Raw genomic sequence first — 17,256 nt, forward strand, 5'->3', positions numbered from 1 at the left:
CCGATCTTAAGCCCGACGGCGGAACGCTGGGGTGGGCGGGCCGCCCTCGCGTGACCGGCCGTCGCCCGCATGAGCGGCCGGGGCCCGGGCCGGTCATGAGGGCCAAGGCCGGTCGTGCGGCAGCGCGGAGGGAGCCGAGGAAGACTAGGCGGACGGCCAGCCGGTGTAGGCCTCGGCAAGGTAGGCCTGCCCGTGCCGCGAGGACACCACGGAGTTCAGCTCGCCCAGCTGGCGGGCCCGGGCGAAGTCGCCGGCATCGGCAGGGGTGTGCAGCATGGTGGTCATCCAGTAGGAGAACTGCTGGGCCTTCCACACGCGGTCCAGGGCGCGGTCGCTGTACGAATCCAGGAGCGCCGTGGAGCCGCTGTTGTAGTAGCTGTCGAGCCCTTCGAACAGCACCTTCACGTCGTGGATCGCGAGGTTCAGGCCCTTGGCCCCGGTCGGCGGCACGGTGTGCGCGGCGTCGCCGGCCAGGAACAGCTTGCCGTGCCGCATGGGCGTGTGCACGAAGCTGCGGAACGGCAGGACCATCTTGTCGATGACCGGGCCTTCCTTCAGCTCGAAGCCGTTGCCGTTGACCCGGCTGCGGAACTCCGCCCAGATCCGGTCGTCGTCCCAGTCAGCCACGTTTTCCTTGGGGTCGCACTGGAAGTACATGCGCTGCACGGTTTCGGTGCGCTGGCTGATGAGGGCAAAGCCGTTCTCGGAGTTGGCGTAGATCAGCTCGTCGGAACTGCGGGGCGCCTCGGCGAGGATGCCGAACCACGCGAACGGGTATTCGTGGAAGTACCACTTGCGGTGCGCCTCGGGGATCTGGAAACGGCAGTGGCTGCGTGAGCCGTCCGCCCCGGTGATGAAGTCTGCCTGGAGCTCGTATTCGACGCCGTCGGCATCGGTGAACCAGACCTTGGGCTTGTCCTCGATGTCGTGGATCGTCGTATCGGTGACGCTGTAGCGCACGTCGCCGCCGTGGGCTTCGCGGCGGGCGGCCAGGTCCATGAAGACGTCGGTCTGCGGGTAGAGCCAGACGGATTCCCCCACGAGCTCCTTGAAGTCGATGCGGTGACTTTCGCCGTTGAACCGCAGCTCGATGCCGTCGTGACGGTCTCCTTCGCGCAGCACACGGTCGGACACGCCGCCGTCGACGAGCATGTTCACCGTGCCGTGCTCCAGGATGCCGGCGCGGACTGTTTCCGAAATTTCCTGCCGGCTGCGGATTTCGATCACGGTGGATTCGATTCCGGCCTTGGCCAGCAGGTGGGACAGCATGAGTCCCGCAGGGCCTGCGCCCAGGATGGCCACCTGGGTGGTGATGATCTGTCGTGCCATGATGTTCCTCGCTCCGTTGCGTGGCCCGGCGATCCGGGCGGAAGGTGGTTGCTGGCTAACAGTGTGCTCCGGACTGTGTGGTAGGCGTTACAGCAATTCCGCTGAACGGAATCGGATGCCGACCGGAACTTAGCCGGCGCCCTCGGTCAGGCGCCGTGCGATGCCTCGCGCCGCCGTCTGAAGCGCGGGTACCAGCGCCTGCATGCGCATCTCCCGCAGGGGAACCACAACGCCGATCGCCGCCACCGCGCGCTTCTGGCCGTCCAGCACGGGGACAGCGATTCCCCACGTGTCAGGATCGATCACTCCCGCCAGTTCGGCATACCCCTGGTTTGCTGCCTCAGCCAGCAGGGCGCGCACCCCGTCACTTCCTACCTTCCCGGCGGGATCGGCAAACTGGTCCAGGTATTCGGCTTGGACAGGCTTCGGCTGGTGCGACATCAGGGCCAGGCCGGCCGACGACACGTGGACCGCCATCCGGCCGGCGATCTGCGCCCGGTTTGCCACGGAACCGCGGCGGGACAGCCGCTCCACGAACAGGGCTTCCCAACCGTCCAGCACCGCGAGGTTCACATTCTGGTTCAGGACGTGCTGGATGTCCTCCATGAAGGGCATGGCTGCCTGGCGCAAGGCCAGTGTTGGCGAATTGCGGTTCACCAGCTCCCATAGCCGCAGCCCCAGCCGCACCGAGCCGCCGGGGCTGGTTTCCAGAAGCCCGTGCGTGGCGAGCTGACGCACCAGGCGGTGCGCTGTGGTGAGGGGCAGATCCGCGCGCTCCGCCAGTTCGGACAGCTGCAGGACCGTGACGCCGGCCGGGAAGGCCGCGATGACGCGCACCACTCTGTCCACCACCGAATCCCCGGAAACTGAATTGGCCACCGCATTCCCGCTTCCATTGAATGGTTTTTGTTGTCCCAGATTACACCCGTCGGTGATACAACTCTCATGTCGAATGGAACGGCGGCAACGCGGCAGGCTCCAGCAACGGCCCCGGCAGAGCGTCCTCCGGCAGGCCTTTCCGGCGATTTGCAGCGGCGGCCCCGCATCACCTTCGATCCCATAAAAAGCTCCTACCCGGACGATGAGGTTCCCATGTCAACGCTCTCTGTTGCCCGCCGCTCCCAGTGGCCTGTCTGGCTTTGCTGGCTGGCCATGGTGCTGGACGGATTCGACCTGGTGGTGCTGGGCACCGTCATACCTACCCTGATTAAGACCCACGAGCTGGGCTTCGATGCCATCGGGGCCACCTACGCAGCCACCATCTCGCTGGTGGGCGTGGGCATCGGGGCACTTTTCATCGCACCGCTTTCCGACCGGCTGGGACGGCGCCGCCTCCTCGTGGCCTGCGTGGCGTGGTTTTCCCTCTTCACGATCGCGGTCGTCTTTGCGCCGAACGTCGCCGTTTTCGGCATCTTCCGCCTCCTCGCCGGGCTGGGCCTGGGCGCCTGCCTTCCCGCCGCACTGGCGTACATGAACGACTACGCCCCGGCCGGCACCGCCGGCAAGTCCACGACCAGGACCATGACCGGGTACCACGTGGGTGCCGTCGCCACCGCGTTCCTGGCCCTTCTGGTGGTGCCGGACTGGCGCATCATGTTCATCGTCGGCGGCGTGGCCGGTTTCGCCCTGGTCCCGCTCCTGTGGTTCCGGCTGCCGGAGACCCTCCCGCCGTCGCACGCGGCGGAGCAAGAAACAGCTGCAGCAGGAGCAGTAACCCGGAGCCGCGAGGCCCGGCCCGCCGCCACGCCGCGGGCCGAAGCACCCCAGGCCAGCATCCGCGACCTCATCCGCAAGCCCTACCCCTTCGTCGCCCTCGGCATCGCGGTGGCCTCATTCATGGGACTCCTGCTGGTCTACGGCCTGAACACCTGGCTCCCGCAGCTCATGGCCTCCGCCGGGTACACGGTGAGCGCAGGCCTCGTGCTGCTGCTGGTGCTGAATGTCGGCGCCGTCGCGGGCCTCGTGGTGGCCGGCATCCTGGCGGACAAGCACGGAACTAAGAAGATTGTCCTGTTGTGGTTCGGGCTTTCCGCCGTCTTCCTTGCCGTCCTCAGCATCAAGGTCCAAAGCGAGCTGCTGCTCAACGCGGCCGTGTTCGTGACCGGCGTCTTCGTTTTCAGCTCCCAGGTCCTGGTCTACGCCTGGGTCAGCCAGCTGTTCCCGGCCCGGCTCCGCGGCACCGCCCTCGGCTTCGCGGCCGGCGTGGGCAGGTTCGGCGCGATCATGGGGCCGGCCGTCACCGGAACGCTGGTGGCCGCCGGCATCGCGTACCCGTGGGGCTTCTACGTGTTCGCGGCCGCCGCCGTCCTTGCGGTCGTTGCACTGGTGACGGTCCCCCATGCGATCGCCGCGGCACCCGGCCGGGAGGCCGCCGTCGAACACTCATGAGCTAGCCCCTTCCGCGGACGACGGCGGCGGGTAACCTAAGGGCAGTAAGTTCACTTACGATCCTTGGAGGCTGACCCATGACCGATCGGATCGCAGACATCTGGGGCGAACGGACGCCCCACGGTAGCGGCCAGGCCTGGCCAGAGCGCGTGGACCAGGTCCTGGCCGAGGGGTTGACCGACGGCGACGTGGACCGCTGGGTGCAGTCGGCCTGCGTCCTGTGCAGCAATGGGTGCGGCTGCGACATCGCCGTCAAGGACGGGAAACTGGTGGGCATTCGCGGCCGCGCGCAGGACCGGGTGAACCGCGGCCGGCTGGGGCCCAAAGGCCTCTACGGCAGCTGGCAGGGCGAGGAGCACCCAGACCGCCTGACCCGGCCGCTGATCCGGGTGGACGGCCGGCTGGTGGAAACCGACTGGGACACCGCCATGGGCCGGATCGTGGAGCGGAGCAAGGAACTCCTGGCCAGCAAGGGCCCGCTCAGCCACGGCTTCTACACCAGCGGTCAGCTTTTCCTGGAGGAATATTACGCGCTGGGGATGCTCGGCAAGGCCGGGATCGGGACGCCGCACATGGACGGCAACACGCGGCTGTGCACCGCCACGGCCGCGGCCGCGCTGAAGGAGTCCTTCGGCGCCGACGGCCAGCCGGGAAGCTATACGGACATCGATGAATGCAGCGCCATCTTCCTCTACGGCCACAACATGGCCGAGACGCAGACGGTCCTGTGGTCGCGCGTGCTGGACCGGCTGGACGGGCCCAACCCGCCACGGCTCGTATGTATCGATCCGCGCGACACCGAGGTGGCCCGGCGTGCCGACGTGCACCTGCCGGTTCATCCGGGCACCAACCTGGCGCTGATGAATGGCTTGGTCCGCGAGCTTTTCGCCAACGGCTGGATCGATGAGGACTATATCGCCGAACACACCGCCAACGTGGACCAGCTGCGCAGCGTGGTGGAGCCGTGGACTCCGGAGAAAGTGGCGGAAACCTGCGGCGTGCAGGCTGCCGACGTGCGGCGCGCGGCGGAGATCTTCGGCACCGAAGACAGGGTGCTTTCCACGGTCCTGCAGGGCTTCTACCAGTCGGCCCACGCGACGGCGTCCGCGTGCCAGGTCGACAACCTGCACCTGCTCCGCGGCATGTTGGGCAGGCCCGGCTGCGGCCTGCTGCAGATGAACGGCCAGCCCACTGCCCAGAACAACAGGGAATGCGGGGCCGACGGCGACCTGCCGGGCTTCCGTAACTGGGAGAACCCGCAGCACGTGCAGGACCTGGCCCGGCTGTGGAACGTGGACCCGGGAATCATCCCGGACTGGGCTCCGCCGACGCACGCCCTGCAGATCTTCCGCTACGTTGAACAGGGTTCCATCGAGCTGCTGTGGATTTCCGCCACGAACCCGGCCGTGTCCATGCCGCAGCTCGAACGCATCCGGCACATCCTGGACCAGGACAGCCTATTCCTGGTGGTGCAGGACATCTACCTCACCGAAACGGCGCAGTATGCCGACGTCGTCCTCCCCTGCGCTGCCTGGGGCGAGAAGACCGGCACCTTTACCAACGCTGACCGGACCGTCCACCTGTCCGAGAAGGCCGTCGACCCGCCAGGCGAGGCCCGGAGCGACCTCGACGTGTTCCTCGAGTATGCCCGCTGGATGGGGTTCACGGACAAGGACGGGCGGCCGCTGCTGGACTGGTCCGGCCCGGAGGACGGCTTCGAGGCGTGGAAGGAATGCTCGCGCGGCCGGCCGTGCGACTACACAGGCCTTAGCTACAACAAACTCAGGGGCGGCAGCGGCATCCAGTGGCCGTGCACCGAGGGGCTGCCAGACGGCACCGAACGGCTGTACACCGACGGCGGGTTTCCCACCGCGCCGGAGTACTGCGAGTCCTTCGGCCACGACCTCCTCACCGGCGCCACCACGGGCGAAACCGAGTACAAGGCAACGGTGCAGCCCGGGAAGGCCTGGCTCAAGGCCCTCGACTACACCCCGCCGCACGAGGAACCGGACGCCGACTACCCGCTGCGCTACACCACCGGCCGGACCGCATACCACTTCCACACACGGACCAAGACCGGCCGCAGCCGCCGGCTCAACGACGCCGCGCCGGAGCCATGGATCGAGATGTCCGTCGAGGACGCCGCGCGCGCCGGCTGCCAGGAAGGGGACATCGCCCGGGTGACGTCCCGCCGCGGCAGTCTAGAAGTTCCGGTGCGTGTCGGCGACATCCGGCCCGGCACCGTCTTCGCGCCCTTCCACTACGGGTACTGGGACACGTCCGACGGCGACACGTCCGACGGCGGGCCGCACCGGGCGGCGAACGAACTCACCATCACCGAATGGGACCCGGTGTCCAAGCAGCCGCTCTTCAAGAACGCCGCCGTCCGGGTGGAAAAGCTGCGAAGCGGCGACGGCCCCTCGAAGGCCCCGGACACCACCGCATCCCGCCGCGCAACAGGAGCCCAGCGATGAAACTCCCCGTCTACATCGGCCTGCTGGACGAGGCGGAGGCCACGCTCGCGTCGTCGTTCCGTGTGGTGGCGGACGGCCACGGCGACGAACCCGACGTGCACTTCATCCTGCAGACGTTCGCCAAGAAGTGCGACGCGCACCGGGAGGCGCTGAAGCCGGTTATCGACCGGTACGGCGAGGACATCGAGGGCGAGGAGGAGCACCGGCTGACGGCCAATGGCGTAAAGGAGGTCCGTTCCGGGCCGCTGGCTTTGATGCTGGACCTGCAGGACCTGTACGTGCTGGTCAATCACATCGATGTCACGTGGATGATGGTGGGGCAGGCCGCGAAGGGGGCGCGCGACACGGAGCTCCAGGGCGTTGTGGAGCAGTGTGAGGGTGACTCCGAGCTGGAGATCAGGTGGCTGCAGACCAGGATGAAACAAGCCGCGCCCCAGGCGCTTCTGGTGGCTGAGTAAACCGTGGCCGAATTGCGCCCTACCGCGCCCGCACTTCCGCAGAGGTCCGCCGCGAAATCCGGGACCACACGGCGGGGGCCAGCACCACGGCGATTCCAACGGTGGCGCCGATCACCGTTTCCACGATCCGGTCCCGGAGCAGGATGCCGGGTGCGGCCGGGGAGACGAGCAGCGTGGAGATCAGCGCCAGCGGCGTAACGAAGACCTGGGCCAGCACGTAGTTCCGGGCGATGAAGAGCTCTGCGCCGAACTGGCAGATGGCGATCACCAGGACCGTCTGCCACGGCACGGGCTGCAGCAGCAGGATGCCCGCGAGGAGAATGAGGCCCAGCACCGTGCCGATGATCCTCTGGATGCCGCGGGCGATGCGGTGCCGCGTGGTGCGTCCCACCAGCGGAACCACGGCCGCCACCATGGCCCAGTAGTTGTGCCCGAAGCCAAGCAGCTGGCCTACGAGGGTGGCGGTGGCGCCTGCGAGCCCCGCTGCCACGAGGTAGCCCAGCGCCTCGAGCCCGGCCGCCCGCTTCTCTTCCGCGGTAAGGCGGACGGGCGAGGGCATCTCCCACGGCGTCCGGTGGCTCCGCAGCACCCGGGAGGACAGCCCGACGGCCAGGCAAAAGAGCGTGGTCAGGGCGGATACCAGCATGCACTGCCACAACGGCGGCTGGTTGGGGATGGACGCGATCGCCGCGAAGGCGAAGATGTGGAACAGCGAGCCCGCCGGCCGGTGCCGCCACCGGGCGATCACCAGTGAGCAGCCGCCGGCCACGAGGGTGGTAGCCAGCACCTGCAGCCAGATGCTCGCGGCCGGGGACAGGCCGCCGGCATGCACGGTGCGGGCCGTCAGCGTGGCCAGCAGGATCACCAGCAGCATGAGCGCACCCGCCCGGACCTGGATGAAGAACCGCTTGCGGTGCAGCTCCCCGCGGCCGTAAATGCCGGTGAATGCGCCGAAGGAGGCAAAGATCGCCAGGTCCAAGCGGCCCAGGAGCACCAGGGTGATCAGCGGCACGAAGACGCCCACGGCGCACCGCACGGCGACGTGATGATCCTTGTTCGCCGGGGCAAGGGTGAACATCTCGGCCAGCAGCTTCACGGGGGATTCGCGCCTTTCGTTGCAGTTTGGAACTGACGACGGCGGCACTGGCGTCCGCTTACCAGCTTAACGGGGGCGGCCCCCGCCTTTCCCGTGGAGGCCGCCCGCTGTCCTGTTGTGTTCGTCTCCCCAGCCGGGCCAATTGGGTGGGCCTACTTGGTGGCGTTGGTGCGTGCGTCCACGGTGACCACTTCGAAGGTCTTGGCGTTCGGCACTCCAAACTTGGCGTTGACGGCGGCGAGGGTGTCATCGAAGAGGGCGGCCGTCGTCGGGATGTTGAAGTGCGGGCTCTTGATGACTTCCCGCAGCTTGGCGGTTGATTCGTGGAAGTTCACCCGGAGCCTGCTGATCTGGTTGGACATGTTCTGCACGGCCCAGACAGTGTCGCCCGTGACCAGGATGCCGTCGACGTTGGGTACTTTCACGCCCTTGATCGCGGTGCTGGCTCCGGTCCGCGGGCTGACCGTGTACAGCGCCTGGTTGCCCGTGTGCGCCACCACCAGACGGCCGGCGTCGCGTGAGTAGGCGATGCCGTTGAGGTTGAACTGCTTGCTGGTATCCGCCGCGGGGCCCTTCAGCGTCAGCGTGCGGACGCTGCCGAGGTCACCGTCGTCGTCCACCGGAATGAAGTACAGCTCACCCCGCCGCGAGTTGGTGAACCAGGCTCCGTGGTCCGTGAGCGCCACGTCGTTGATGAAGGCTTCCTTCTTGGTCAGCTGGTAGGTCCTGACCGTCTTTCCTGTGTCGGTGTCATACACGTAGGCCTGGCCGGTGGGGCCACCGGCCACGAACAGCAGGTCGTTGTGCCGGTCCGCCTTCATGCCCACGGCCATCCTGCCCGCGGGCGCGTCGATGAACTTGGTGGCCTTGTCCTTGCGGATGTCGCCCCGGTAGATGTCCCCAGTGACGAGGTCACCAGCGAAGAATTTGGTGCTGCCGGCGGCCGCGATGCCTTCGGCACCCTTGGCCCCGTCCAGCAGGATGACCGGGGCGACGTTGTCCGATCGGGCCTCTCCGGCGGAGGCGACGGGTGCGGGGACCAGGAGCGCGGCGAGGGCGAGGAACCCTGCGGCTGCACGGCGGCTGGTACGGCCTGAACTGATGCTGATGTGCATGACGGTGCTCTCCACGAGTCGACTTTTCCGTGCGAGCAGGCCGCTGTACGGGAGCTCCGCACGCTGGTCTTTTCAGTGTAGGGACCGGGCCGGGGGCTGGCCATAGCCCGGAAATGGGGAAGCCACGCCCCAAACCAGGGCGCGAGTTTTTGTACAGATATTGGCCGCAAAAGCCCCCTCAGAGGCCATTATCTGTACACAAACTACAAGCATTCGGGGATGATTCGCGGGATCGGAACGCGGGGGCAATCCCCCTGTAACAGCGGCCGGGCAGGCTGGGAGCATGAAGCGTCCCAAACCCAACCTCGCCGCGCCGAAGCCACGTCTGCGGAACCAACGCAAGCCGAACCACCAAATGCCGGACACCCCAGCGGCGGAACTGAGCTGCGAGGTCTGCGGGCAGATGCCTGAACCCACCAAGACGCGCCTCACGGTGGCCAATGTCGCTGTCATGCTCCCGATCGAACTGCTGGTGCACGCGCTGGTGGTGCAGACGCATCTGCCTTATCTGGCCAAGGTGCTGGTCCTGACGCTGACGGCCACCGTCCTGGTCATCTGGGTGGCAGAGCCGTCCGCCGCGCGGATCCTGCGGCGGTGGCTCCACGCACCGGCGCTGCGTCACCGGCGGCGCCTGGGCACGGCACCTGCGCTGTGGCGAGCCCGGACCGTGCTACGCGACGAGCCCGGCTCCCTCAAGCGGATAACCAGGTCCCTGGCGCTGCTGGACACCAACATACTGGGCATCCACGTCCATCCGGTTCGAGGCGGCGTGATGGACGAATTCGTGATCTCCGCCCCCGGCGAGGTCAGCGAGCGCCAGCTGCTGGAGGCCCTGACGGACGGCGGCGGACGGAGCTCGCAGGTCTGGCCCACCACCGCCTTGGCCATGGCCGACGGACAGACCAGGGCCCTGAGCCTGGCCGCCCGGATCGCCGCCACTCCCGGGGAGCTGCCGCTGGCCGTGGCGGAACTGCTGTCCGCCCGAATCCTCGACCCCGGCAGCGAGTCAGCCCGCCACGCCCTAGCGAACGGCACGGAAACGAACGACGCCGGCACCATCCTGAAGATTCCCACCGCCTGGCACGGACCCATCACCTTTTTCCGTCCCGGCGAGCCGTTCACGCCAGCCGAGTCGGCCCGCGCCCACCGGCTCGCGGAGCTCGCCGAAATCCTGGCGCACCGGGAGCCCCTGCGGGTCGGTCAGAACCCGGAGGGGTTGCGGGGCGTGTAGCTCTCTTCGAGGCGCCGGATCTCCGACTCGGTCAGTGAAAGCCCGACGGCGGCAGCGGCGTCGTCGATATGGCGTTCCTTCGTCGCCCCAATGATGGGGGCGGTGACGGCGGACTTGCCCGCGCTCCAGGCCAAAGCGATTTGCGCCATTGGCACGCCACGATCGTCCGCCACAGCGGCGACTGCATCAACGATGGCCCTGTTCGCGTCCTCGTCCTGCTTGTACAGCCCCTTGCCGAACTCGTCCGTGTCCTGCCGGGTCCCGGACCCGGCAGCACCCCACGGCCGGGTCAGGTTTCCGCGCGCCAACGGGCTCCAGGGGATGACGCCCACACCCGTGACCAGGCAGAACGGGTGCATCTCGCGTTCCTCCTCCCGCTCGAGGAGGTTGTACTGGTCCTGCATGGACACGAACCTGGTCCAGCCATGCAGCTCCGCCGCATGCTGCATCCGGGCGAATTGCCAGGCCCACATGCTTGACGCTCCGATGTACCGCGCCTTTCCCGCCTTCACGACGTCGTGCAGGGCCTCCATTGTCTCCTCGACCGGGGTCACCGGGTCATAGCGGTGGATCTGATAGAGGTCGACGTAGTCGGTGCCAAGCCGGGTGAGGGACGCATCGATCTCATGCATGATCGCGGCCCGGCTGAGGCCTGCCCCGTTGCGGGCCTGGCGCATTCGGCCGTGGACCTTGGTGGCGATCTGGACCTCCTCACGGGGGGCCAGTTCCTTGAGCAGGGTGCCGGTGATTTCCTCGCTCGAGCCGGCAGAGTACACATTTGCTGTATCGAAGGTGGTGATCCCCGCCTCGTAGGCGCGCCGTACGAAGGGCCTGGCTTCATCGAGTCCCACGCTCCACCCGTGCGACCCCTTCTCCGGATCGCCGTAGCTCATCATGCCCAGGACAACGGCGCTGATTTCCAGCCCGGAGTTTCCAAGTCGGACCGTTTTCATTCGGCTCTCCCTTTCCCTGCCTCAGTCACAATTCGTTTTTTCGCGGGCCACGGCCATCTTCTCCGAAAACCCTTGACAGTGTCCCACGCCACTCCTTACCTTGAATTTGGGATCCCAAATCGGGATCCCAAATGGCAGGACCATTCCGCCGACGCAAACGCAACAGCGCCGGCCCAAAGATTCCAGCCGAACCGCGGCCGCACCGCCCACTTCATCCCCCCATTCCATGTCCGCACCCTTCCCCCAAAGGAGAAGCTGTGTCTCTCCCAGATACTGAAGCAGTGACAACCCAGGCCCAATCCCCAGAATCCCGCGACACCAACCCCGGCAAGGACGGCGTGCAACGGCGCACCAACGTCCGCTGGAAGCTGTTCCTGCTGCTGCTCGTCCTGGTCGCCGTCAACTACATCGACCGCGGCTCCATCTCCGTGGCGCTGCCCATCATTCAAAAGGAGTTCAACCTCGCCCCGGAACTCGTGGGCCTCCTGCTCTCCGCGTTCTTCTGGACCTACGCCCTGATGCAGATCCCGGTCGGTTTGCTGATCGACAAGTTCGGCCCGCGCAAGGTCATGACCGCCTCCTGCGTGGGCTGGGGCGCCGCCACCGCCGCTTCCGGCATGGCCGGCGGCTTCCTCAGCATGTTCATCGCCCGGCTGGGCATCGGCATCACTGAGGCCGGCGTCATGCCGGCAGGCGGCAAGCTGAACGCCATCTGGATGCACAAGTCGGAGCGTGGCCGCGGCGCCACCATCCTGGACGCCGGCGCTCCCCTCGGAGCCGGCCTGGGCGGCCTCCTCATCGCCGGGCTCATTGCCTCCACCGGCAGCTGGCGCACGTCGTTCGTCATCGCCGGCGCTGCCACCGTCCTGATGGGCCTGGCCGTCTGGTGGTATGTCCGCGACAATCCCCGCCAGCACCGCGGCGTCAACACGGCCGAGGCCGAGTACATCGAAGCCTCCCACGCCGCCGAGGACGCCGAAGCCGAACTCGACGGCAGCAAGGGCAAGCGCGCCCTGCTCCCATACCTGAAGTACCGCTCCTTCTGGGCCATGTGCTTCGGCTGGCTGGGCTTCAACGGCGTGTTCTACGGCCTGCTCACCTGGGGCCCGCTGTACCTCGCCCAGGCCAAGGGCTTCGATCTCAAAACCATCGGCTGGTCCACCTTCGTCATCTTCGGGGCCGGGTTCGTCGGCGAGATCCTGGGCGGCACGATTGCCGACAAGTGGCGGGCGTCCGGCGCCTCCGCCAACCGCGTCATGCGGACGCTGCTGGGCATCTCCAGCGTCGTGGTGGTGGGCGGCCTCATCGGGGTGACTGTCGTCGCGGACCCGACCACCGCCGTCGTCCTCCTCTCCGTGGTGATGTTCTTCCTCCGCTGGGTAGGCCTGTTCTGGAGCATCCCGTCCATCCTGGGCGGCCGCACCAACGCCGGTGTCCTCGGCGGGGCCATGAATTTCAGCGGCAACATCTCCGGGTTCGTCACCCCGATCGCCGTCGGCCTGATCGTTGGCGCCACCGGCTCCTACACCTGGGCGCTGCTCTACTTCGTGGGATCCGCCATCATCATGGGAATCTCCGTGCTCACGCTCAACTACAACAAGCGCCTGCCCGTCTAGGCCGCCCAAGCCAAGCCTTCAGAAGTTTTCCCGGTTTGGGATCCCAAAACCGTTGACATGAAAGTCGCCGCGACTTACCGTCGTATTTGGGATCCCAAACCGGCACTCCGAGGACTACGTCCTCACCTCAACGCCTAAACCCGGTCCTGTACCCCGTCGCATCGCCCAGGAGGGCCAAATGTCGATTAATTCCCAAACCCGAGGTTCCGTCTCCGACGCCAAGCCGAAGGGCGGCGAAAACTCAATGAAGAGGGTCGTCGCCGCGAGCTTCGTCGGCACCACGCTTGAGTACTACGACTTCTTTGCCTACAGCACAGCCGCCTCCATCGTATTCCCCATCCTGTTTTTCCCTGGTTCAGAGCCCGCCACGGGCCTCCTCCTGGCCTTGGCCACCTACGCTGTGGGCTACGTTGTCCGTCCCCTGGGCGCCGCCATCTTCGGCCACTTCGGTGACAAAATCGGCCGCAAAAACGTCCTTGTCACGACGCTGCTCCTGATGGGCCTGGCCAGCGCCGCCGTCGGGCTCCTGCCCACCTACGAAAACATCGGCGTCTGGGCTCCGGTCCTTCTGGTCAGCCTGCGCTTCCTGCAGGGCATCGGCATCGGCGGCGAGTGGGGCGGCGCGGCCCTCATGGTCACCGAGTCGGACAAGAGCGGCCGGCGCGGGCTCTTCGGCAGCCTCGTCCAAACCGCTGCCCCTACCGGCCTGCTCCTGGCCACCGGCATCTTCACGCTCATGTCTTCGGCTTTCTCCAAGGAAGCCTTCCTCGCCTGGGGCTGGCGGATCCCCTTCCTGATCAGCTTCGTTCTGGTAGCCATCGGCCTCTACATCCGGATGAAGCTCGCGGAATCGCCGATCTTCGAAGCGACGGAAAAGAAGGCCGCGGAGAAGAAGCACGAAGAGGTCAAGGCCCCGCTCCTGTACGTCTTCAAGCACTACAAGAAGCAGCTGGCCCTTGCAGTCGGTGCCCGCATCGGCAGCGACATCGCGTTCTACATCTTTGCGCTGTTCGTCCTCGTCTACGGAACCGAGCACCTGGGCCTGCCCAAGAGCCTGGCCCTGGCCGCCTCGACCATTTCCGCTGTTGCGCAGATGATCAGCATCCCGCTGTTCGGCGCGCTCTCGGACCGGGTGGGCCGCAGGCCCGTCATGATCGGCGGCGCCATCGGGGGCATCATCTACAGCTTCGTATTCATTGCGATGCTCGACTCCAGGGACCCGTTCCTGGTGCTCATCGCCCCTGCCATCGGCCTGGTGATCGTTGCAGCCATGTACGCCCCGGTCGCCTCGTTCATCCCCGAACTGTTCGCAACCAAGGTCCGGTACACCGGCTCCGCCGTCGGTTTCCAGCTCGCCGGCGTTTTCGGCGGTGGTTTCGCCCCGCTGATCGCCATCCAACTGATCGTCCTGACCAGCTCCGGATTCGCCGTGGCAGGTTACCTGTCCGCCGCGCTTCTGCTCATGGTGTTCTGCGTCTACGTCGCCAAAGAAACGTCCAAGATCACCATGAACGAGGCCGGCAAGACGGCCAGCACCACACGATAAGGATCAGGGACATGAACAACACCGCGCCGCCTTCAACGCGGGCCGCCCTCGACAGGGAACAGCTGACCCGGCTTTCCATGACCGAATGGGCAACCGCCCTGCGGGAGGGCCGCCTGACAGCGACTGAATGCCTGGAACTGCATCTCGAACGGATCGCCCAGGAAAACCCCCGCCTGAACGCCATCGTCACCCTCAATCCGATGGCAGCTGACGACGCGGCCGCCGCGGACAGGGCTGCCGCCGCCGGCGGGCCGCTGGGCCCCTTGCACGGCGTGCCGTTCACGGTGAAGGACACCTTGGCCACGAAGGGCCTGCGTACCACCGCGGGAAGCCCCCTTCTGGGGGATTACGTTCCGGAGCAGTCCGCGACGGCGGTCCGCCGCCTGCAGGAGGCAGGAGCGGTGTTGTTGGGCAAGACGAACTGTTCGGAGTTCGCGGTGGCGACACACACCAGCAACCCGCTCTTCGGAGACACCTGGAATCCGTGGGACACCGGCCTGACATCAGGCGGTTCCACCGGCGGCGACAGCGCCGCCGTGGCGTCCGGCATGAGCGCCTTCGGGCTCGGCACCGACTTTGGCGGATCCATCCGCTGGCCCGCCCACTGCACGGGCCTGGCGAGCCTGCGGCCCACCGTCGGACTGGTGCCGGAGACGGGACTCCTGCCGTACGTACCGCCGGCGGTCGGAGAAAGCCTCCCCGCGCCCAACTCGATGTCTGCCTTGCACCGGCTCGGCACCGTCGCCTGGCTGGCCCGGAGCGTGGACGATCTGGGCGTACTGCTTGGCGTTCTCGCCGGGACGGACGGCGTGGATCCTTCCACCCGTGCCGGTACCGGTGGGCGGCCCAATCGAGTCCCTGGCCGGGATCAGCTGTGCCTGGTTCGAGGACGAGGGCACCCACCCCGTCCGGGACGATCTGGTGACTGCCGTCCGGAAGGCAGCAGAAGCCCTGGATAGCCTTGGTGTTCCGACAACGCACGGCAGGCCGCCAGGCCTCGAGCGGGCAGCGGCAGCCTTTGTGGCCCTCCGCACGGCCGAGGGAATGCCCGAGGTGGTGGAGCTTGCCACAGGGCGTGAGGACTGGCTGGGCGGCAACCTCCGCGACTCCTTGCTGGGTGCAGAACCCGGCACAGTGGCGGACTACCGCAAAGCTGCCGCTGAGCGGGATGCGATCCGTGCACAGGTGCTGGGGTTCATGGAAGAGCACAATATCCTGCTGCTGCCGGTGGCCAGCGTACCGGCGTCGGATCCCCTGACCGGTTACTTCAACGTCAGCGGCAAGGACATTCCCTGGACGGAGCTGGGGTCGTGCTGCCGGGCCATCAGCATCCTCGGATTCCCGGTGGCGGTTGTGCCGTGCGGGCTTTCCAGTGAAGGACTGCCCGTCGGCCTCCAAGTGGTGGGCCGGCCGTACCGCGACCGTGAAGTACTCGCCGTCGCCGCGGCCCTTGAACGGGAGTTTGGCCGCTTCAGCCCTCCGCCCTTCATCTCCCGGCCAGATTCAGTGGAGTGAGCAGAGATGGATGACGGCGAGGACATAGAGTCACTACAAAACCATGAATGGAGCACCATGCTTGCCGCAGAAGAAACCCAGCACAAGGAGCGTCCCCTCCGCGAGACTGTCCGGGACACTCTCCGCAGCAGGATTTTCGAAGGGCATTACGCTCCCGGCACGCGGCTGGTGGAACGCGACCTGGCAGCCGAGTTCAATGTCTCCCGGCTGCCGGTCCGCGAGGCGCTGCGGATGCTGCGTCAGGAGGGCCTCCTCAGTGACCGGGGAGCCCGCGGCGCCGAGGTCAGCTCACTCAGCCCCAAGGATGTTGAGGATCTCTTCGACGTCCGCCAGTCGCTGGAGGTGCTGGCCTGCCGCCTTGCCGCCGTCCGCGCAACCACCGAGGACCTTGAGTATCTTGACGGTCTCCTGGACGAGGCCGAACGCTGCCTCGCCAAGGGCGCCGTCATGGAGGCCCACCGGGCCAACAGCGAATTCCACGACGCGATCACCCGGATCGCGGACAACGGCTTCCTCAGGTCCGCCCTGGAACCGCTGCAGGGCCGCATGCACTGGCTGTTCCGGCACGTCAGCGACCTGCCCGAACTGATCCAGGAACACCGGGAGCTCTACGGCGCCATCGCCAGCGGCGATCCCGACCTCGCCGCAGCCCAGTCGGCGTCGCACATCGGCAAATACCGCGAACAGTTCCCCGACGACTTCCAGAAAACAGAACCCGCTCTTCACCGGAAGAAAAAATGAAACTCCTTGTCATCAACCCAAACATCAGCGACGACGTCACCGCGCTGATCGAATCCGAAGCCCTGCGCTCGGCCTCGCCGGACACCGAGCTGGTGGTCCGCACTGCCGGGTACGGCGTGGAATACATCGAAACCCGCTTTGAGTCCCTGATCGCCGCGGGCGCAGTGGCCGAAATCATTGCTGAGCACACGCGGGACGACGGCGTCGGCCGTGTCGACGCCGTCGTGGTTGCGGCCTTCGGGGACCCGGGAATGCCCGCCCTGAAGGAACTTGCCGACGTGCCCGTCGTCGGCATTACTGAGGCAGCCCTCTGCGCCGCGGCGCTGCAGGGGCACCGGTTCTCCGTCATCGCCATCTCGGACCGGATCCGTCCGTGGTACCTGGACTGCGTGGAGCGGTTCGGCCTTGGCGGCCGGCTGGCCTCCATCCGCTCCATCAACGAGACCCTGAACGCCATCGGCTCGGTGCAGCAGGATTTCAGGGAAACCCTTCTGGCACTCAGCCGGCAGGCCGTCGCGGAGGACGGGGCCGACGTCGTCATCCTCGCCGGAGCGCCCTTGGCGGGGCTGGCCCGCGAACTCCGGGGGCAGATCCCCGTCCCCGTGGTGGACGGCATATCCGCCGGCATCCGGATGGCCGAGGCTCTGGCGGGGCTCCAGTGCGGCCCTCATCGCGCCGGGGCGTTCGCCCCGCCGCCGGTCAAGGCCCGCAAGGGCCTGTCCGAAAATCTCGACGCCGCCCTGGCCGCCGCCCAGACGGCGGCGAACGCCGCAGCGCCGGCCAAGTAGTCCCGC

15 protein-coding genes are annotated in these 17,256 nt (G+C 67.0%); 10 read left to right on the forward strand and 5 right to left on the reverse strand.

The genetic code is table 11. The annotated features are described in order from the left end of the window. Nucleotides 1-144 precede the first annotated feature (144 nt). Both QFZ33_RS00545 and QFZ33_RS00550 read right to left on the reverse strand, forming a co-directional pair. A complete protein-coding gene (locus QFZ33_RS00545) occupies nt 145-1,329 on the reverse strand; it encodes a 4-hydroxybenzoate 3-monooxygenase (RefSeq protein WP_307023890.1) in 1,185 nt (394 codons plus the stop codon). 129 nt (nt 1,330-1,458) lie between these two features. After that, nucleotides 1,459-2,208, reverse strand: a complete 750-nt coding sequence (locus QFZ33_RS00550) for an IclR family transcriptional regulator (RefSeq protein WP_307023892.1) — start codon at nt 2,206-2,208, stop codon at nt 1,459-1,461. 213 nt (nt 2,209-2,421) lie between these two features. On the opposite strand from QFZ33_RS00550, the gene QFZ33_RS00555 reads away from it, so the two are divergent. From QFZ33_RS00555 to QFZ33_RS00565, 3 genes are all read left to right on the forward strand, one after another. Beyond that, on the forward strand, nt 2,422-3,717 hold the full coding sequence (locus tag QFZ33_RS00555; protein WP_307023894.1) for an MFS transporter: 1,296 nt from the start codon (nt 2,422-2,424) through the stop codon (nt 3,715-3,717). Nucleotides 3,718-3,794: 77 nt separating this feature from the next. Beyond that, entirely contained in the window at nt 3,795-6,191 is a 2,397-nt protein-coding gene (locus QFZ33_RS00560) for a molybdopterin oxidoreductase family protein (RefSeq protein WP_307023896.1), read from the forward strand. Next, a complete protein-coding gene (locus QFZ33_RS00565; RefSeq protein WP_307023898.1) occupies nt 6,188-6,649 on the forward strand; it encodes a hypothetical protein in 462 nt (153 codons plus the stop codon). Before QFZ33_RS00560 ends, QFZ33_RS00565 begins: the two co-directional genes overlap by 4 nt. Before the next feature lie 19 nt (nt 6,650-6,668). Here QFZ33_RS00565 and QFZ33_RS00570 read toward each other — a convergent pair whose 3' ends face one another. Further along, nucleotides 6,669-7,745, reverse strand: a complete 1,077-nt coding sequence (locus tag QFZ33_RS00570) for an FUSC family protein (RefSeq protein WP_307023900.1) — start codon at nt 7,743-7,745, stop codon at nt 6,669-6,671. A 152-nt stretch (nt 7,746-7,897) separates the two neighbouring features. Beyond that, on the reverse strand, nt 7,898-8,875 hold the full coding sequence (locus tag QFZ33_RS00575) for a hypothetical protein (protein WP_307023902.1): 978 nt from the start codon (nt 8,873-8,875) through the stop codon (nt 7,898-7,900). 340 nt (nt 8,876-9,215) lie between these two features. Between QFZ33_RS00575 and QFZ33_RS00580 the strand changes: the two genes are divergently transcribed. Continuing rightward, nucleotides 9,216-10,091 (forward strand): amino acid-binding protein, encoded by an 876-nt coding sequence (locus QFZ33_RS00580; RefSeq protein ID WP_307031593.1) that lies wholly within the window; start codon nt 9,216-9,218, stop codon nt 10,089-10,091. On the opposite strand, the gene QFZ33_RS00585 is transcribed toward QFZ33_RS00580, so the two are convergent. Beyond that, nucleotides 10,061-11,044, reverse strand: a complete 984-nt coding sequence (locus tag QFZ33_RS00585) for an aldo/keto reductase (protein WP_307023903.1) — start codon at nt 11,042-11,044, stop codon at nt 10,061-10,063. The genes QFZ33_RS00580 and QFZ33_RS00585 overlap by 31 nt on opposite strands. Before the next feature lie 257 nt (nt 11,045-11,301). On the opposite strand from QFZ33_RS00585, the gene QFZ33_RS00590 reads away from it, so the two are divergent. The 6 genes from QFZ33_RS00590 (at nt 11,302) to QFZ33_RS00615 (ending at nt 17,250) form a co-directional block, all read left to right on the forward strand. Continuing rightward, nucleotides 11,302-12,660, forward strand: coding sequence for an MFS transporter (locus QFZ33_RS00590; RefSeq protein ID WP_307023904.1), 1,359 nt, complete (start codon nt 11,302-11,304; stop codon nt 12,658-12,660). A 178-nt stretch (nt 12,661-12,838) separates the two neighbouring features. Beyond that, nucleotides 12,839-14,206, forward strand: a complete 1,368-nt coding sequence (locus tag QFZ33_RS00595; RefSeq protein WP_307023906.1) for an MFS transporter — start codon at nt 12,839-12,841, stop codon at nt 14,204-14,206. Between the two features lie 11 nt (nt 14,207-14,217). Further along, the gene (locus QFZ33_RS00600) at nt 14,218-15,165 is read left to right on the forward strand and encodes an amidase (protein ID WP_307023909.1); all 948 of its coding nucleotides are present in this window, start codon (nt 14,218-14,220) and stop codon (nt 15,163-15,165) included. Beyond that, nucleotides 15,128-15,721, forward strand: a complete 594-nt coding sequence (locus QFZ33_RS00605) for an amidase family protein (protein WP_307023911.1) — start codon at nt 15,128-15,130, stop codon at nt 15,719-15,721. Before QFZ33_RS00600 ends, QFZ33_RS00605 begins: the two co-directional genes overlap by 38 nt. Before the next feature lie 57 nt (nt 15,722-15,778). Beyond that, entirely contained in the window at nt 15,779-16,462 is a 684-nt protein-coding gene (locus QFZ33_RS00610) for a GntR family transcriptional regulator (RefSeq protein ID WP_307023912.1), read from the forward strand. After that, nucleotides 16,459-17,250: an aspartate/glutamate racemase family protein gene (locus QFZ33_RS00615; RefSeq protein WP_307023915.1), complete on the forward strand. Its 792-nt coding sequence runs from the start codon at nt 16,459-16,461 to the stop codon at nt 17,248-17,250. Before QFZ33_RS00610 ends, QFZ33_RS00615 begins: the two co-directional genes overlap by 4 nt. Nucleotides 17,251-17,256: the final 6 nt, after the last annotated feature.

The organism is Arthrobacter globiformis, assembly GCF_030815865.1.
In the GTDB taxonomy this organism is placed as follows: Bacteria; Actinomycetota; Actinomycetes; order Actinomycetales; family Micrococcaceae; genus Arthrobacter; species Arthrobacter globiformis_B.